Source organism: Sphingomonas sp. PWP1-2, from assembly GCF_049898305.1.
Lineage (GTDB): Bacteria > Pseudomonadota > Alphaproteobacteria > Sphingomonadales > Sphingomonadaceae > Sphingomonas > Sphingomonas glacialis.
Window position 1 is genome coordinate 792,296 of the sequence record NZ_JAFCXM010000001.1, and the last position, 17,067, is coordinate 809,362.

The 17,067-nt window shown below is 66.5% G+C and carries 13 protein-coding genes; 7 read left to right on the forward strand and 6 right to left on the reverse strand.

Annotated elements, in window-relative coordinates:
- Positions 1-138: 138 nt before the first annotated feature.
- The 5 genes from ACP7C5_RS03885 (at position 139) to ACP7C5_RS03905 (ending at position 5,442) form a co-directional block, all read left to right on the forward strand.
- Positions 139-1,416, forward strand: a complete 1,278-nt coding sequence (locus ACP7C5_RS03885) for an acyl-CoA dehydrogenase family protein (RefSeq protein ID WP_189675264.1) — start codon at positions 139-141, stop codon at positions 1,414-1,416.
- 113 nt (positions 1,417-1,529) lie between these two features.
- The gene (locus ACP7C5_RS03890; protein WP_322162853.1) at positions 1,530-2,615 is read left to right on the forward strand and encodes a Zn-dependent alcohol dehydrogenase; all 1,086 of its coding nucleotides are present in this window, start codon (positions 1,530-1,532) and stop codon (positions 2,613-2,615) included.
- Positions 2,615-3,670: a phosphotransferase family protein gene (locus tag ACP7C5_RS03895; RefSeq protein ID WP_426263236.1), complete on the forward strand. Its 1,056-nt coding sequence runs from the start codon at positions 2,615-2,617 to the stop codon at positions 3,668-3,670. The genes ACP7C5_RS03890 and ACP7C5_RS03895 overlap by 1 nt, the downstream gene beginning before the upstream one ends.
- A gap of 107 nt (positions 3,671-3,777) precedes the next feature.
- A complete protein-coding gene (locus tag ACP7C5_RS03900) occupies positions 3,778-4,542 on the forward strand; it encodes an SDR family NAD(P)-dependent oxidoreductase (protein WP_426263237.1) in 765 nt (254 codons plus the stop codon).
- Positions 4,543-4,641: 99 nt separating this feature from the next.
- Complete coding sequence (locus ACP7C5_RS03905) at positions 4,642-5,442, forward strand: SDR family NAD(P)-dependent oxidoreductase (protein WP_426263238.1); 801 nt, start codon at positions 4,642-4,644, stop codon at positions 5,440-5,442.
- A gap of 3 nt (positions 5,443-5,445) precedes the next feature.
- On the opposite strand, the gene ACP7C5_RS03910 is transcribed toward ACP7C5_RS03905, so the two are convergent.
- From ACP7C5_RS03910 to ACP7C5_RS03935, 6 genes are all read right to left on the reverse strand, one after another.
- A complete protein-coding gene (locus ACP7C5_RS03910; protein ID WP_426263239.1) occupies positions 5,446-6,321 on the reverse strand; it encodes an acyl-CoA thioesterase in 876 nt (291 codons plus the stop codon).
- 157 nt (positions 6,322-6,478) lie between these two features.
- Positions 6,479-7,606 (reverse strand): acyl-CoA dehydrogenase family protein, encoded by a 1,128-nt coding sequence (locus tag ACP7C5_RS03915; protein WP_189675259.1) that lies wholly within the window; start codon positions 7,604-7,606, stop codon positions 6,479-6,481.
- A gap of 107 nt (positions 7,607-7,713) precedes the next feature.
- Entirely contained in the window at positions 7,714-8,895 is a 1,182-nt protein-coding gene (locus ACP7C5_RS03920; protein ID WP_133189426.1) for an acyl-CoA dehydrogenase family protein, read from the reverse strand.
- Between the two features lie 4 nt (positions 8,896-8,899).
- Complete coding sequence (locus ACP7C5_RS03925; RefSeq protein WP_426263240.1) at positions 8,900-10,315, reverse strand: amidase family protein; 1,416 nt, start codon at positions 10,313-10,315, stop codon at positions 8,900-8,902.
- Positions 10,308-12,341 (reverse strand): 3-hydroxyacyl-CoA dehydrogenase NAD-binding domain-containing protein, encoded by a 2,034-nt coding sequence (locus tag ACP7C5_RS03930; RefSeq protein WP_426263241.1) that lies wholly within the window; start codon positions 12,339-12,341, stop codon positions 10,308-10,310. Before ACP7C5_RS03930 ends, ACP7C5_RS03925 begins: the two co-directional genes overlap by 8 nt.
- A 120-nt stretch (positions 12,342-12,461) precedes the next feature.
- A complete protein-coding gene (locus ACP7C5_RS03935) occupies positions 12,462-13,697 on the reverse strand; it encodes a serine hydrolase domain-containing protein (protein WP_426263242.1) in 1,236 nt (411 codons plus the stop codon).
- 131 nt (positions 13,698-13,828) lie between these two features.
- Here ACP7C5_RS03935 and ACP7C5_RS03940 point away from each other — a divergent pair, with 131 nt between their 5' ends.
- Positions 13,829-15,586 carry a class I adenylate-forming enzyme family protein gene (locus ACP7C5_RS03940; RefSeq protein WP_426263243.1) on the forward strand — a complete coding sequence of 586 codons (1,758 nt, stop codon included), beginning with the start codon at positions 13,829-13,831 and terminating at the stop codon, positions 15,584-15,586.
- A gap of 155 nt (positions 15,587-15,741) precedes the next feature.
- Positions 15,742-17,067, forward strand: a complete 1,326-nt coding sequence (locus tag ACP7C5_RS03945) for a hypothetical protein (RefSeq protein WP_426263244.1) — start codon at positions 15,742-15,744, stop codon at positions 17,065-17,067.

Genomic DNA, 17,067 nt, shown 5'->3' on the forward strand with positions numbered 1-17,067 from the left:
ATCTGTAACATCATCTTTTAGAAGAAACAGTCCCTTTCGTGCGCGCGGGCAATGCGTGGCTTTTCCACGCCAAAGACGCTTTACCGAAAACGCGGTACGGTATACCCAGCCTCCCAACGACCCGATTGGAGAGAGCAGATGGACTTCAGCTTCAGCGAACGCGAGATCTATTTCAGGGATCGTGTGAAGGGGTTCATCGACCAGCAGATCCGCCCGCGCCAGGCCGAATATGACGAGCAGCACCATAGCGGCGAGCGCTGGAAGGTCATTCCCGTCATCGAGGAGATGAAGGAAAAGACCAAGGCGGCCGGCCTGTGGAATTTCTTCATGCCGCCGCATTCGGGGCAGAGCCATGTCGACGATTCGTTCGTCTTCGAGGGCACGCAGCTGACCAATCTCGAATATGCGTTATGCGCCGAGGAGATGGGCAAGGTCGGTTGGGCGAGCGAATGCTTCAATTGCTCGGCCCCCGACACCGGCAATATGGAGGTGCTCCACCGCTACGGCACGCTCGAGCAGAAGGAGCGCTGGCTGCGCCCGCTGATGAACGGCGAGATCCGCTCGGCCTTCCTGATGACCGAGCCGGCGGTCGCTTCGTCCGACGCGACCAATATCGAGACCTCGATCGTGCGCGATGGCGACGAATACGTCATCAACGGCACGAAATGGTGGTCGTCGGGCGTCGGCGATCCGCGCTGCAGAATCGCGATCACGATGGGCAAGACCAACCCCGACGCCTCGCGCCACAGCCAGCAGAGCCAGATCCTCGTGCCGATGGATGCGCCCGGCGTGACGATCAAGCGGATGCTGTCGGTCTATGGCTATGACCATGCACCGCACGGCCACGGCGAAGTCGTGCTGGAAAATGTCCGCGTTCCCGCCGAGAACATCCTGCTCGGCGAGGGCCGCGGGTTCGAGATCGCGCAGGGGCGCTTGGGGCCGGGCCGCATCCATCACTGCATGCGCACGATCGGCGTCGCCGAGACGGGCATCGAGGCGATGGCCAAGCGGCTGCTGAGCCGCGTCGCGTTCGGCAAGCGGATCGCCGATCAGTCGGTTTGGGAGGAGCGCATCGCGCGCGCGCGGATCGATATCGAGATGACGCGGCTGCTGTGCCTCAAGGCGGCCGACATGATGGACCGCGCGGGCAACAAGTCGGCGCAGCAAGAGATCGCGATGATCAAGGTGCAGGCGCCCAACATGGCGCTCAAGATCCTCGACGATGCGATCCAGGCGCATGGCGGCGGCGGCGTGTCGGGCGATTTCGCGCTGGCGCATGATTGGGCCGCGATGCGGACGCTGCGCTTCGCCGATGGTCCCGACGAAGTGCACAACCGGGCGATCGCGCGCAACGAGTTCGGCAAGTACGCCGATCTGCCGGCGGCGGTCGCGGCGAAGGACGCGGTGCGGCGCTAAACCAAGCGTCACCCCGGCCTCGTGCCGGGGCCACCGCGCTTCGCGTACGATGCGTGAGTGGTGAGGTGGACCCCGGCACAAGGCCGGGGAGACGAAGAGAAAAAGAGGGACACGTGAAAGCAGCCATCCTTTACGCCCCGAAGACGGAACTGGTGATCGACGATGTCGCGATCTCCGACCCCGGCCCGCGCGAAGTGCTGATCCGCACCGTGGCGTGCGGGGTGTGCCGCAGCGACCTGCACTTCGTCGACGGTGCCTTCCCGCACCCGATGCCGACCGTGCCGGGGCACGAGGCGGCGGGGATCGTCGAAGCGGTCGGATCGGACGTCGCACATCTCAAGGTCGGTGACCATGTCATCACCTTCTTCACCGTGTTCTGCGGGGCGTGCGAGATGTGCGTCACCGGGCGGCCGTCTTTGTGCGTCGATCCCTCGACGCGGCGGCCCAAGGGCGCACCGCCGCGGTTGGCGCTGAACGACGGTACGCCGCTCGCGCCGTTCCTCAATTTGTCGGCGTTCGCCGAGATGATGCTGGTCCACGAGAATGCCTGCGTCGCGATCAGCAAGGAAATGCCGCTCGACCGCGCCGCTTTGCTCGGCTGCGCGGTCATCACCGGCGCAGGCTCGATCTTCAACGACAGCCAGTTGCGCCCCGGCGAAAGCGTCGCGGTGATCGGCTGCGGCGGGATCGGGCTCGCCGCGATCAATGCCGCCAAGATCGCCGGCGCGGGGCAGATCATCGCGATCGACCCCGTCGCCGACAAGCGCGCGCTCGCCGAGAAGCTCGGCGCAACGCACACGCTCGATTCGAACGATGCCGACCTCGCCAAGAAAGTCTTCGGGATGACCGGCGGCGGGGTGCATTATGCGATCGAAGCGGTTGGGCGGAGCAACACCGCCGAGCTCGCTTGGACGATCCTGCGGCGCGGCGGCACTGCGACGATCCTCGGCATGATCGCGCCGGGCAACGACGTGAAGATTGCGGGGCCGACCTTCCTGACGGGCAAGAAGCTGCAGGGCTCGTTGCTGGGCTCGACGCGCTTCCCGATCGATTTGCCGCGGCTGGTGCAGATGTATCTCGACGGCAAGCTCGACCTCGACACGATGGTCGCCGAGCGGATCAAGCTCGAGGACGTCAACCACGCGCTCGCAAACTTGCGCACCGGCGACACCGTGCGCTCCGTGATCGAGTTTTCGTGATGGACGATTTCGCGCCCCAGACGATCGCCGTTCCCGAGAAGGACCGGCTCGACGAGGCCGCGCTGACGGCGTGGATGGTCGCCAATGTCGAGGGCTTTGTGGGGCCGCTGAGCTACGCGAAGTTCGCCGGCGGGCAGTCGAACCCGACCTTCAAGATCGAGTCGCCGTCGGGCACCTATGTGTTGCGGCGCAAGCCGATGGGGGTGCTGCTGCCCTCGGCGCATGCGGTTGACCGGGAGTATCGGGTGATCGCCGGGCTCTATCCGACGGGTTTTCCGGTCGCGAAACCCTATGGGCTGTGCACCGACCCCGCGGTGATCGGCACCGATTTCTACGTGATGGGCTTCGCCGACGGGCGCAATCTGTGGGACGGCACCTTGCCCGACTACGCGCCCGGTGAGCGTACCGGCATCTACAATGCGATGTGCGACACGCTTGCGGCGTTGCATAATACCGATCATGTCGCCGCGGGGCTCGGCGAATACGGCCGCCCCGGCAATTATTTCGAACGCCAGGTGGCGCGCTGGACCAAGCAGTATCGTGCGTCCGAAACCGAGCCTATGCCGCAGGTCGAGAAACTGATCGAGTATCTCGGCCGCACCGTGCCCGAACAGACGCGCACCTCGGTGGTGCATGGCGATTACCGCATCGACAACATGATCTTCGACAAGACCGAGCCGCGCGTGATCGCGCTGCTCGACTGGGAATTGTCGACGCTCGGCGATCCGCTCGCGGACTTCTCCTATTTCCTGATGAGCTGGGTGACCGCGCCCGAGGGACGCTCTGGCGTGCTCGGGCAGACCGGGCCGGCGACGGGGATCCCGACGATCGAGGCGATGGTCGAGCGCTATTGCGCGGCGACGGGGCGGGACGGCGTGCCCGATCTCAACTGGTATTTCTCGTACAATCTCTTCCGGCTGACCGGCATCGTCCAGGGGATCAAGAAGCGGATCGTCGAGGGGACCGCGTCGAGCGCGCAGGCGGAGAAGTCGGCGGCAGGCGTGTACCGGCTGGCCGATGCGGCGTGGGATTTCGCGGTGAAGGCCGGGGCTTAGTTTCTTATTCCCCTCCCGCTTGCGGGAGGGGTTAGGGGAGGGAAGTGGCGGAGCGCCTGCGGACAGGCCCACCTCCAGCCCCTCCCGCAAGCGGGAGGGGAGCAAGAATGTCGCAATTCGATCTTACCGGCAAAGTCGCTATCGTCACCGGGTCCTCGCGCGGGATCGGAAAGGCGAGCGCGTTCGAGCTTGCCGAGCATGGCGCCAAGGTCGTCATCTCGAGCCGCAAGCAGGACGCCTGCGACGCTGTCGCCGCCGAGCTCAACGCGCGCTTCGGCGACGACACGGCGATCGCGGTTGCCGCCAACATCTCGGACAAAGCGGGGCTGCAGCACCTCGTCGATGCTACCCGGGCCGCGTTCGGCCAGATCGACGTGCTCATCTGCAACGCCGCGTCGAACCCCTATTACGGCCCGCAAGCCGGGATCGCCGACGAGCAGTTCCGCAAGATTCTCGACAACAATATCGTCTCGAACCACTGGCTGATTTCGATGGTCGCGCCCGAGATGCGCGAACGCCGGTCGGGCAGCATCGTCATCGTATCCTCGATCGGGGGCTTGCGCGGGTCGACCGTGATCGGCGCGTACTGCATCTCCAAGGCCGCCGACATGCAGCTCGCGCGCAACCTCGCGCATGAATTCGGGCCCGACAACGTCCGCGTCAACTGCATCGCGCCCGGGCTGATCAAGACCGATTTCGCGCGCGCGCTGTGGGAGGATCCCGAGCGGATCGAGGCAGCGAACAAGACCGTGCCCTTGCGCCGGATCGGCGAGCCCGAGGAGATTGCCGGAGCGGTCGTCTTCCTCGCCAGCGCGGCGAGCAGCTTCATGACCGGGCAGACGATCGTGCTCGATGGCGGGGTTACCATTTAACGCCGTCGCCCCGGCGGAGGCCGGGGCGGGTGTGTGGCTTGGCACGCGTGTGCCTCAAACGAAACGGCCCCGGCCTTCGCCGGGGCGACGGAGGATGCAATGGCACGGTTCAGCGGAAAATCGATCATCGTCACTGGGGCGGGCTCGGGGATCGGGCGCGCGACGGCTTTGCTGTTCGCGAAGGACGGGGGCAGCGTGATCGTCGCCGATCAGAGCGAAACGGTCCACGAAACCGCCGCGATGATCGAGCGGGCGGGCGGCGCGGCGCACGCGATCCAGATCGACGCGGGCAACGAGGACGACGTGATCCGCGCGGTCAACGTCGCGTGCGAATATTATGGCGGGCTCGATATCATGTTCGCCAATGCGGGCATTTCGGGTGGGATGGCGAACCTGTTCGACACCGATGTCGCGCTGATCACCGAAGTGCTTCGCGTCAATCTGATCGGGCCGTTCCTGGCGATCAAGCACGCTGCCCCCAAGATCGCCGAACGCGGCGGCGGCGCGATCGTGCTGACCGCGAGTGTCGCGGGAATCCGCTCGGGGGCGGGGTCGCCGGCCTATTCGGCGTCGAAGGCGGGCGTGATCAACCTTGCGATGGTGTCGGCGCAGCAGCTTGCGGGCTCGAACGTCCGCGTCAATGCGATCTGCCCGGGGCTGACCGAAACGGGGATGACCAAGCCGACCTTCGATTATGCGCGCGAGGCGGGGAAGATAGATCGCGTAGGCCGGCTCAACCCATTGCGGCGTGGCGCGCAGCCCGAGGAACTGGCCGAAGTCGCGGCGTTCCTCGCTTCCGATGCGGCGAGCTACGTCAATGGGCAGGCGATCGCGGTCGATGGCGGTCTGTCGAGCAGCCATCCGGTGACCAAGCAGGAATATGGCAAAACGGCGGTGTAGCGGTCACTCGCGCAGGCGGATCAGCCCTTCCTGCGCGACGCTCGCGACGAGCCGCCCGTCGCGCGCGAAGATCTTGCCGCGGTTGAAACCGCGCGCATGGCCTGCCCAGGGGCTGTCGCACACATAGAGCAGCCAGTCGTCGGCGCGGAAATCCTCGTGCAGCCACAGCGCGTGGTCGAGACTGGCGGTCTGCAATTTGTGCGTCATCCAGTTGACGCCGTGCGCCAGCGTCGCGGTGCCGAGCAGCGACATGTCGGAAGCGTACGCCAGGATCGCGCGGTGCAGCGCTGGGTCATCGCCGATCGGCGCGACGACGCGGAACCAGCTGTTCTGGCGGGGCTCCTGCTCGACCGGATCAAGCCAGCTGCGGGGGCTGACCGGGCGGATGTCGACCATGCGCGGGCGCAGGAACATCGCGCGGAATTTCTCGGGGATGCGGTCGATCATTGCGAGGCGCAGCTCGCGGTCGCTGGTCAGATCCTCGGGCGGCGGCACGTCCGGCATCGCGTCCTGATGCGCGAGGCCGCCTTCGGGGACTTGCAGCGAGCAGGCCAGGTTGAGGATCGGAAGCCCCCGCTGCGTCGCGATGACGCGGCGCGTGGCGAAGCTCTTGCCGTCGAAATCACGCACGACGCGGTAGAGGATCGGGTGGCTCTCGTCGCCCGCGCGCATGAAATAGGCGTGGAGCGAATGCGCTTGCTTGGGGACATCGGTCGAACGCTGCGCCGCCTGCAGCGCCTGCGCGATGACTTGCCCGCCGAACACGCGGCCGAAACCGTCGGTGCCGCGAATGCCGCGATAGAGATCGGTGTCGATTTCCTCGATGTCGAGCAAGTCGACGAGGTTCTGGGCAAGTTGGGCGGGGGTTGGGTCGGTCATGGTGTGCCTTAACGCTTCCTCCCCAGAACGGGGAGGGGGACCGTGAGCATTGATCGAACGGTGGAGGGGGCGTGCCTCGGGCCTGGTGCTGGTGGAGGTCCCCCTCCACCACTCGGCTGAAGAAGCCGCGCGGTCCCCCTCCTCGTTCCGTGGGGAATCAATACCCCGCCGCGCGTGCCACCTTGTCGGCGTGGAAGTTGGCATCGCCGAACATCTCGGCCAGCACGCGCGCGCGCTTCATGTAGAAGCCGATGTCATATTCGTCGGTCATACCGATCCCGCCGTGCATCTGGACGCCTTCCTGCACCGACAGCGTCGTCGCGAGCGCGGTCATCGCCTTGGCGACCGAGACCGCGGTGTCGGCATGCGGGCTGTCGAGATCGAGCAGTTGCTGGGCTTTCAGCACGGCGGCGCGCGCGACTTCCATCTCCGAATAGAGGTGCGCGGCGCGATGCTGGAGCGCCTGGAAGCTGCCGATCAACGTGCCGAACTGCTTGCGCTGCTTGAGATAGCCGACCGTCATGTCCATCGCGCCGCCACCGACGCCGAGCAATTCGGCCGAGGCGCCGGTCCGGCCGGCGCGCAGCAGCCGGTCGAGCGGCGAGCGGCCGCCATCGACGTCGCCGATCACCGCATCGGCATCGACCTCGACGCCATCGAACTCGAGCCGCGCGGCGAGGCTCGCGTCGGCAAGGCGCTCAGGGGTCGCGGTGAGGTTGGCGGCGTCCTTGGGGATCGCGAAGAGCGTCACGCCCTCGGCATCGTCGGCGCTGCCCGCGGTGCGCGCGGCGACGATCAGCAGGTCGGCGACGTGGCCGTGCGTGACGAACTGCTTCTTGCCGGTCAGCTTGAAGCCGTTCCCCGAACGCTCGGCGGTGAGGCCGACGCTGTCGCGGTGCTTGGCGGCCTCGTCGATCGCGAGCGCAGCGACGGTGTCGCCAGCGATGATGCCGGGGAACCAGCGTGCGGCATGCGCCGTGCCCTTGAGCGCCTCGACCGCCGCGACTGCGGTAGTGAGGAACGGCGAGGGCGACAGGTTGCGACCGATCTCCTCAAGCACGACGCCCGCCTCGACATGGCCGAGCCCGAGCCCGCCTTCATCCTCGCCGATCAGGAGGCCGGTGAAGCCCATCTCGGCGAAGCTCTTCCACAGGTCGCGGCTGAAGCCGGTCGCATCCTTGGCGTCACGAAGCCCGCGCATGTGGCTGACGGGCGCCTGCTCGCCGACGAAATCGCGGATCGTGTCCTGCAGGGCGGTTTGGTCTTCGTTGAGAAACAGGGGCATTGCTAAACTCCGTCGCCCCGGCGAAGGCCGGGGCCGCTGTGATACGTGCACTCGCGGCGTTGCGCGCGGCAACGCGGCGGCCCCGGCCTTCGCCGGGGCGACGTTGCTTACGCCGGCAATTCAAGGATGCGCTTGGCGATGATGTTGAGCTGGACCTCGCTCGTCCCGCCCTCGATCGAATTGGCCTTGGTGCGCAGCCAGGCGCGCGCCTCGGCGCCGCCGCGCGAGCCTTCGCTTTCCCACTCGAGCGCGTCCGATCCGCCCGATGCCATCATCAGCTCGTGGCGGCTCTTGTTGAGCTCGGTGCCGTAATATTTCATCATCGAGGGCTGTGCCGGGTGTGCGCGACCGGCCTTCAGCTCGTCGATGAAGCGCTCGGACATCGATCCGAATGCTTTCGCGCGGACCTCGAACGTCGCAATCGCCGCGCGCAGCAGCGGATCGGCGAGCCGCCCTTCCGAATCGAGCCCGATCGTCGCGATTGCACCGTCGAGCAGCGGGTTACCGCCGGTCGAGGCGAGCCCCATGCCCGAGATCATCTCGCGCTCATGCCCGAGCAGATACTTGGCGACGTCCCAGCCCTTATTCTCTTCATGGATGCGCTGCGACTTGGGCACCTTCACATTGTCCATGAAGGTCTCGCAGAACGGCGAATAGCCCGAGATCAGCAGGATCGGCTTGGTCGAGACGCCTTCGCTCGCCATGTCGAACAGCACGAAGCTGATCCCGCCCTGCTTGCTGCTCTTGTCGGTGCGGACGAGGCAGAAGATCCAGTCGGCCTTGTCGGCGTATGACGTCCACACCTTCTGGCCGTTGACGATGTAATGATCGCCGGCATCCTCGGCCGAAGTCGCAAGGCTCGCGAGATCCGATCCGGCATTGGGCTCGGAATAGCCCTGGCACCAGCGGATCTCGCCACGCGCGATCTTGGTGAGATATTCGAGCTTCTGCTCCTCGGTGCCGTATTTCAGCAATGCCGGCCCGAGCATCGAAATGCCGAACGAATTGAGCGGGTTGCGCGCCTTGATCGCCGCCATCTCCTCGCGCAGGATCTTGGTTTCGGCAGGCGACAGGCCACCGCCGCCATACGCCTTGGGCCAATCGGGCACGGTCCAGCCGCGCGACGCCATCGCGTCCATCCATTCCTTTTGCCCAGGCTGGAAATCAGGATTGCGGCCGCCCCAGCACGCGTCCTTTTCGGAGCGGACGGGTTGGCGCATTTCGGGCGGGCAATTGGCTTCGAGCCAGGCGCGGGTTTCGCTGCGGAAAGTGTCGAGGTCTTGCGTCATGGAATCAACTCCTCATCAAGGCATGGGCGGCGCGCGCCACCGCGATCGCGGTGAAGTCGCGATTGTAATCGGCGATCACTTGGACCCCGATCGGCAGGCCGTCCGGGTCGGTGCCGATCCGCACGCTCGTCGCGGGCAGCATCGGGAAGGTGGCGAGGCCGGGATAGGCCATTTGCAGCGCGGCTTGCGTGTCGACACCGTCGATCATCGCGATCCGCGTCGCGAGCGGGGTGTCGTCATGGTGATAGGCGGTGGTGCCCCAGGCGGGCGCGATCACCGCGTCATAGGCGCCGAACAGCCGTGCCCAATCGCGACGGCTCTTGGCCTGCGCATCGACCAGCGTGAACCAGTCGGGCAGCGGAAGCGGTTGCCCGCCGTCCATCGGCGCGCCGCGCGCCATCGCGACGAGCAGCATGTGGATATAGGCGCCGTGTTGCGCGACGAGATCTGGCAGCAAGGCGCTGGCATCGTCGACCTGCGCGCCTTCCGCGCGGAACGCCGCACCGACCGCGGCGATCGCTTCCTGGATCGACGCTTGCGAGCGCGCGAGCGGATGTTCCGGAAGCAGCAGGATCCGCCATTCGCCGGCTCCGCGCGGCGCTGGGCGGGCGAGCGCGTCGCCGCCCATCACGCCGAACAGCGCCTCGAGATCGTCGGGATCGCGCGCGAGCGGCCCGGCGACGTTGAGCGCCACCCCGCAGCTTTGCGTGCGCGGGAAATTGTGGCCGAACGCGTTGAGCGCGTTGTACGTCGGCTTGTGGCCCCACACGCCGCAAAAGGCAGCGGGCAGGCGAATCGATCCGCCAATGTCCGAGCCGATCTCGACGGCCACGAACCCCGCGGCGAGTGCCGCCGCCGCGCCGCCCGACGATCCCCCGGGCACGCGGTGAGGATCGATCGGATTGCGCGTGCGGCCATAGACCGGGTTGTTGGTCTGGAGATCGGCGAGCGCGACGGGGACGTTGGTCTTGCCGAGGATCACCGCGCCGGCTTGCTTGAGCCGCGTGACCTGGACCGCGTCTTCGGTCGCAACGAAATCGGCGTGTTCGGCAAAGCCCCAGCACGAGACGAGCCCGGCGACATCGAAGCTTTCCTTGACCGTCATCGGCACGCCGAGCAGCACGCTTGTCGCGTCCTTTGGGGCCGCGTCGATCGCGCGCGCGGCATCGCGCGCGCGATCGAAATCGCGGACGACGACGGCGTTGATCTCGCCGTCGCCGGCTTCGATCCGCGCGATCGCGGCATCGCACTCGGCGAGCGCGGTGGTCTCACCGGCGCGGATTGCGGCGGCGGTCTGGAGCGCGGACCGGACCCCCGTCACCCCGGCGGAGGCCGGGGTCGTCCTGCCGTGATGCGAGTCGGGTGCCTCACTCCCAGCGGCCCCGGCCTTCGCCGGGGCGACGGCGGTTTGCTCATCCATTGAACCGACCGCCGCTTTCCGCCTTCGACTTGAGCAGTTCCGCCACCGCGAAGCCGTGCTTCTCGAGCCCGGCGACGATCTTCTTGAGCCCCTCGGTATCGGCCCAGAACATCGGCCCGCCGCGATAGACCGGCCAGCCATAGCCGTAGATCCATACCACATCGATGTCGCTCGCGCGCTGCGCCATCTTCTCCTCGAGGATCAACGCGCCTTCGTTGACCATCGTGTAGAGCGTCTTCTCGACGATCTCCTCATCGCTGATCTCGCGCTTCTGCATGTTCGATTTCGAGCGGAAATCCTCGATGATCTCGGCGACCCGTGGGCTGGGCGTCGGGTTCCGCTTCTCGTCATAATCGTAGAAGCCCTTGGCGGTCTTCTGCCCCCAGCGCCCTTCGGCGGCGAGCGCGTCGCGGATGTTCTCGATGCGGTTGGGGTCGCGGTGCCAGCCGATATCGACGCCGGCGAGATCGCTCATCTGGAACGGCCCCATCGGCATGCCGAACGCGACATGGACGCGGTCGATCTGCTCGGGGGTGGCGCCTTCCATCAGCAGCTTCATCGCCTCGACCTGGCGGGGCTTGAGCATCCGGTTGCCGATGAACCCGTCGCACACGCCGGCGACCACCGCGACCTTCTTGATCGTCTTGGCGAGGCCCATCACGGTGGCGAGCACATCGTCCTCGGTCTGCGCGCCGCGGACGACCTCGAGCAGCTTCATCACGTTGGCGGGCGAGAAGAAGTGCATGCCGACCACATCGCCGGGTCGCTTGGTGACCGAGGCGATCTCGTCGATGTCGAGATACGAGGTGTTCGAGGCGAGGATCGCGCCGGGCTTGGCGAGCGCGTCGAGGCGGGTGAAAATCTCCTTCTTCACGTCCATATTCTCGTACACCGCCTCGATGATGAGGTCGCACTCGGCGAGCGCCTCGAAATCGAGCGTCGGGTTGAGCGCGCCCATCGCTGCCTCGACCTGCTCGGGCTTCAAGCGGCCCTTGGCGGCCGAGGCCTCGTAATTCTTGCGGATCGTGCCGGCACCGCGATCGAGCGCGTCCTGCGCCATTTCGACGATCGTCACGGGGATGCCCGCCGACAGGAAGTTCATCGAGATGCCGCCGCCCATCGTGCCCGCGCCGATCACGCCGACGCGCTTGATCTCGCGCAGCGCGATCTTGGGGTCGATGCCGTCGATCTTGGCGGCCTGGCGCTCGGCGAAGAAGATGTGGCGCTGTGCAGCGGACTGGACGCCCATCATCAGCTTCATGAATTCCTGGCGCTCGAAGGCGATGCCTTCGTCGAAGCTCGATCCGTCGGCGGCTTTCTCGACGCAGGCGATGTTGGCAGCAGGCGCGTCGAAGCCGCGGAAGCGCTTGGCGTTGTCCTTCTTGAACGCGGCGACGGCGTCGGGGTCGGCCTGCGCGACCTTCTCGCGGGCGCGGGGCAGGGGCTTGGTATCGGCAATTTCGCGCGCAAAGGCGATCGCGTCGGCTTCGAGGCTGTCCTCGCCTGCGAGCTTGTCGATCAGTCCGGCCGACAGCGCAATCTTGGCCGGGATCGGATCGCCCTTGGCGGTCATTTCGAGCGCGAGCTTGACCCCGGCGATGCGCGGGATGCGCTGCGTTCCGCCGGCACCGGGAAGCAGGCCGAGCTTGACCTCGGGCGTGCCGATCTTCGCGCTCGGCACGGCGATGCGATAGTGGCAGCCGAGCGTCACCTCGCACCCGCCGCCCAGCGCGGTGCCGTGGATCGCGGCGATAACCGGCTTGTCCGACGCTTCGATCATGTCGACCACGGTGGGGAGGCCCGGCTCCTGCATCGGCTTGCCGAACTCGGTGATGTCGGCGCCCGCGAAGAAGGTGCGGCCGTCGCAGCGGATCACCATCGCCTTGACCTGCGGATCGGCGAGGCCTTGCTTGATCCCCGCCTCGAGCCCCTGCCGCACGGCCGCGCCGAGCGCGTTGACCGGCGGGTTGTTCGAAATGATGACGAGGACGTCGTCGTGGAGTTCGGTGGTGATCGGGCCGGTCATTCTTCTCTCCTGCTACGGGCGTTCGCCCCGGCGAAGGCCGGGGCCGCTGGAGGTGGTCCGCGACGTCAGCGACGCGCGCCCGACCCAGCGGCACCGGCCTGCGCCGGGGCGACGGATGGGTTAGGTCAAGGCACTGTAAATCAACGTCTTCAACTCGCGTCGGATCGGGTAGATGTTCGACGGTGAGACCTGCGTCATGAACACCATGTGCAGCTGCTCGACGGGATCGACGAAGAAGGCGGTCGAGAACATGCCGCCCCAATAATATTCGCCGACCGACCCCGGGATCATCGAGCGCGCGACGTCGATATTCACTGCGAAGCCGAGCCCGAAACCTGTGCCGGCATTCGCCGCCTCGCTGAACAGCGATTTCGACAGCGTCGAGAGATCCGCGCCGCCGGGGAGGTGGTTCATCGTCATCAGCTCGATCGTCTTGCGCCCGACGATCCGCGTGCCGTCGAGCTCGCCGCCGTTCAGCAGCATCGTGCAGAAACGATGATAATCGAGCGCGGTCGAGACCAGCCCGCCGCCGCCCGAGACGAGCTTGGGCGGCTTGCTCCACGCGCTCGCCTCGCCGCGATCGTAGAGCACGCGGCCCTTGCCGGCGGCGAGCGTGTAGCAATCGGTCAGCCGGTCGATCTTGTCGGCGGGGACGTGGAAGAAGGTGTCGTCCATCTTCAACGGCGCGAAGATGCGCGTTGCGAAGAAATCGGGCAGCGAAAGCCCCGAGACGCGCGCGACGACCGCGCCGAGCACGTCGGTCGCGACCGAGTAATTCCACGCGCTGCCGGGCGAGAATTCGAGCGGCAGCCGGCCGAGCGCGGCGACGAGCCCGTCGAGATCGAGCCCGCCATGCCAATTCTCGATCCGCCCCTCGCGGTACGCGGCATCGATATTCGAGCGGTTCTGGAAGCCGTAGGTCAGCCCCGCGGTATGGCGCAGCAGATCGACCATCCGCATCGGGTCGCTCGTCGGCCGGGTCTGGAACGGCACGCCCGCGCCGCCGCCATTATAGACGCCGATATCCTTGAATTCGGGCAGCACGTGGTGAACCGGCGTATCGAGCGCGACCTTGCCTTCCTCGACCAGCATCATGAACGCGATCGAGGTGATCGGCTTGGTCATCGAGGCGATGCGGAACAGCGAGCCCTCATCGATCGCCGTGACGCCACCTTCGCGCGCCGCGCCTTGCGAGGAGAAATGCACGATCTCGCCACGCTGCGCGATCAGCAGCTGCGCGTTCGGCAGCTTTCCCGAATCGAGATAGCGTTCCTTGAGAAAGGCATCGATCCGGGCAAGACGGCCTGAGTCGAACCGCGCGGCGGGGGGCAGGTTTACAGCCATCGTGGTTTCCATACCCCCTGTTCGAAAGCGATGACACCCTATTGCCTTGAGTGGCGCACGAATCAACACTAACCTTGCTGAAACAGTGTTCCGCGGCAAACCCGAGTTTCAACTCACCGGGTATCTGGCGCGCTTGAGGAGAGATGATCGTGGATATCGAACCGCTCGTCGCGCTCGATCCGGCCTGGCCCAGGATGACGTTGCCGCAAGTCGAGGCGGCGCTGGTCGCGCCGGGTGGCAAGTTCGAGATCGAGACGATCCCGATCCGCGGCATCCCGACTCGCGTATGGAAGCACGCCCCACCGACGCTCGCCTGGCTGATCGCGGCATCGCGCGCGCATGGCGATCGGATCTTCACTGTCTATGAGGACGAACGCGTCAGCTACGACGCCAATTTCCGCGCGGTCGCGACGCTGGCGCACGCGCTGGTCGAGATGGGAATCGGCAAGGGCGATCGTGTCGGGCTGGCGATGCGCAATCTGCCCGAATGGCCGGTGATCTTCTTTGCCGCGGCAAGCATCGGTGCGATTATCGTGCCGCTCAACGCATGGTGGACCGCGGGCGAGCTGGCGTATGGCATCACCGATTCGGGTTGCCGGCTGCTGTTCGTCGATGACGAGCGCTATCAGCGACTGGTGGCGGAGGGCGCGGCGTTTGCGGCGGTCGAGACTACCGTCGTCGCGCGCGCCTCGGTCGCGCTCGGCGCGGATGCGGTTCGGCTCGAGGACCTGATCGGCACGCCGACCGGCTATGCGACACTCCCCGAGCGCGACTTGCCCACGGCCGAGATCGCGACCGACGACGATGCGACGATCTTCTATACCAGCGGGACGACGGGCCATCCCAAGGGCGCGCTGGGGACGCATCGCAACCTCACGACCAACATCCTGACCTCGGCGTTCGGCGGCGCGCGTGCCTTCCTGCGGCGCGGCGAGGCGCCGCCGGCGCCCGAGCCCAAGACCTTTCTCACCGTGATCCCGATGTTCCACGTCACCGCGTGCAGCGCGACGATGATGATGTCGATCGCGGCGGGCAACACGCTCGTCTTCATGCGCAAATGGGACACCGTCCGCGCGATGGAAATCATCGAGCGCGAGAAGGTGCAGGTTACCGGTGGCGTGCCGACGATCGCGTGGCAGATCCTCGAGCATCCCGACCGCGCGAAGTACGATCTGTCCTCGCTCGAGGCGATCGCTTATGGCGGCGCGCCCTCGGCGCCCGAGCTGGTGCGGCGGATCTTCACCGAATTCGGCGCGCTGCCATCGAACGGCTGGGGGATGACCGAGACGATGGCGACCGTCACCGGGCATGGCGGCGAGGATTATCTCGCACGGCCGACCAGCGCCGGGCCGCCGGCCCCCGTCGCCGATCTCAAGATCATGGACGAGGATGGGACGACCGAGCTGCCGATCGGCGAAGTCGGCGAATTGTGGGCGCGCGGCCCGATGATCGTGAAAGGCTATTGGAACAAGCCCGAGGCGACCGCGGCGACCTTCGTCGACGGATGGGTGCGCACCGGCGATCTCGCGCGGCTCGATGCCGAGGGTTTCCTCTACATCGTCGACCGCGCCAAGGACATGATCATCCGCGGCGGCGAGAACATCTATTCGTCCGAGGTCGAGAACGTCCTCTACGCGCACCCAGCGGTGACCGACTGCGCGCTGATCGGCTTGCCGCACCGCACCTTGGGCGAGGAGCCGGCGGCGGTGGTCCATCTGCGGCCCGGCACGAGCGTGAGCGAGGCCGAGCTCCAGGCATGGGTTCGCGCGCGGCTGGCGATCTTCAAGACGCCCGTCGCGATCCGCTTCGTCGACGACACCTTGCCGCGCAACGCCAATGGCAAGATCCTCAAAAAGGACTTGAAGGCGCTATTCGAGGATCGACTTATCGCGGTCGCGTAACGCCGCCGCCGGTCCCGCCAAAGGACTTTAACCAGCTCCGTTAACGCCGCGGCAACGGTTTTGCCCGTGCATATGGTAAATTCGGTCTTAACGCGCTGGCCGTCTGCACGTCTTTGACGCTTTGCTCTGTCATGGGGAATAGAGAAGGGCGGGGTATGGCGGCGACTCGATCACTGAGCGCACGGATCGCGACGATCGAGACCGCGCCATGGGTCGTGCCCGCGCTGTTCGCGCTTGCGCTGCTGTTACGGCTCGCCATGCTGGTGCTGCTGCCGCAGGATCCCGTTTCCGACGGTGAATGGTACATGGTCCGCGCCGCCGAGCTGGCGCGCGGCATGGGCTATCAGGAGGCTGGGCACCCGACCGCGTTCTGGCCAGTCGGCTACCCGGCGCTGCTCGCGGGGAGCATGCTGCTGTTCGGGCCCGGGCTGTTCGGGCCGTTGCTGGTCAACCTCGTGTCGGTCGCGATGATCCTCGGCGCGATCGTGTGGCTCGGTCGGGCGCTTGGCGCAGGCGCGCTGGCGACGCGAATCGCGTTGCTGCTGTATGCGCTCTATCCCGCGCACATCGCCTATGTCGGACAGCCGTGTTCCGAGACCGCGTCGACCGCGATCGGCATGGGGGCTTTCGTGCTGATGATCGTCGGACGCAAGCGCAGCCTCGCGCTGATCGGCGCTGGCGCGCTGTTCGGGTTGGCGACGCTGCTGCGCGCACAGATGATGCTATTCCCGATCGGCGTGATCGTCGCGATGCTGCTGGCGTTCCGCGATTTCCGCTGGCGCGATGCGCTGCGGGCGGCGGTTTTGGTGCATCTCACGCTGGCGGCGGTGGTGCTGCCCTGGTCGCTGCGCAACGTCGCGCAGATGGGGGCGTTCGTGCCGGTCTCGACCAATGGTGGCGTCGCCTTGTTCTACGGCGCGAACGATCGTGCGACGGGCGACTGGTTCGCGTGGGAGCGCACGCCCTATTGGGACGAGACGGTCGGCATCCCCTATAGCCAGCGCGTCGCGCAGCAGGTCGAGCTCGACCGCCGCTTCAAGGCGCGCGCGACACACTGGATCGCGGCGCATCCCGCACAATGGAGCGTGCTCGGCATCCGCAAGATGGTGTTGCTGTGGCTGAAGGATTCGGACGCCTTCTGGTCGCTCGAAAAGACCTATCCCGATGGCTCGTCGTTGTGGCGCGCGGTGCAGGGGCTCGACCAGCTCTATTACATGGCGCTCGTCGGTCTTGGCCTGTTCGCGCTCGGCATCGCTGTGCGCGATCGGATCCGTGGACGCTGGGAGCGCGCCCCGCTGCTGCTGCTCGGCTGCATGCCGGCGTTCGCGACGCTGACGGCGTTCGGCTTTACCGGCCAGACACGCTATCATTATCCCGCGATGCCGTTCCTCATCCTCGCGGCGGGCTGGATGCTCGCGCTGATCCTGCGTCGGCTGGCCGCGCGCGAGCCAAGTGTCCGGCTCCGCCCGCGCGCTTTGTGA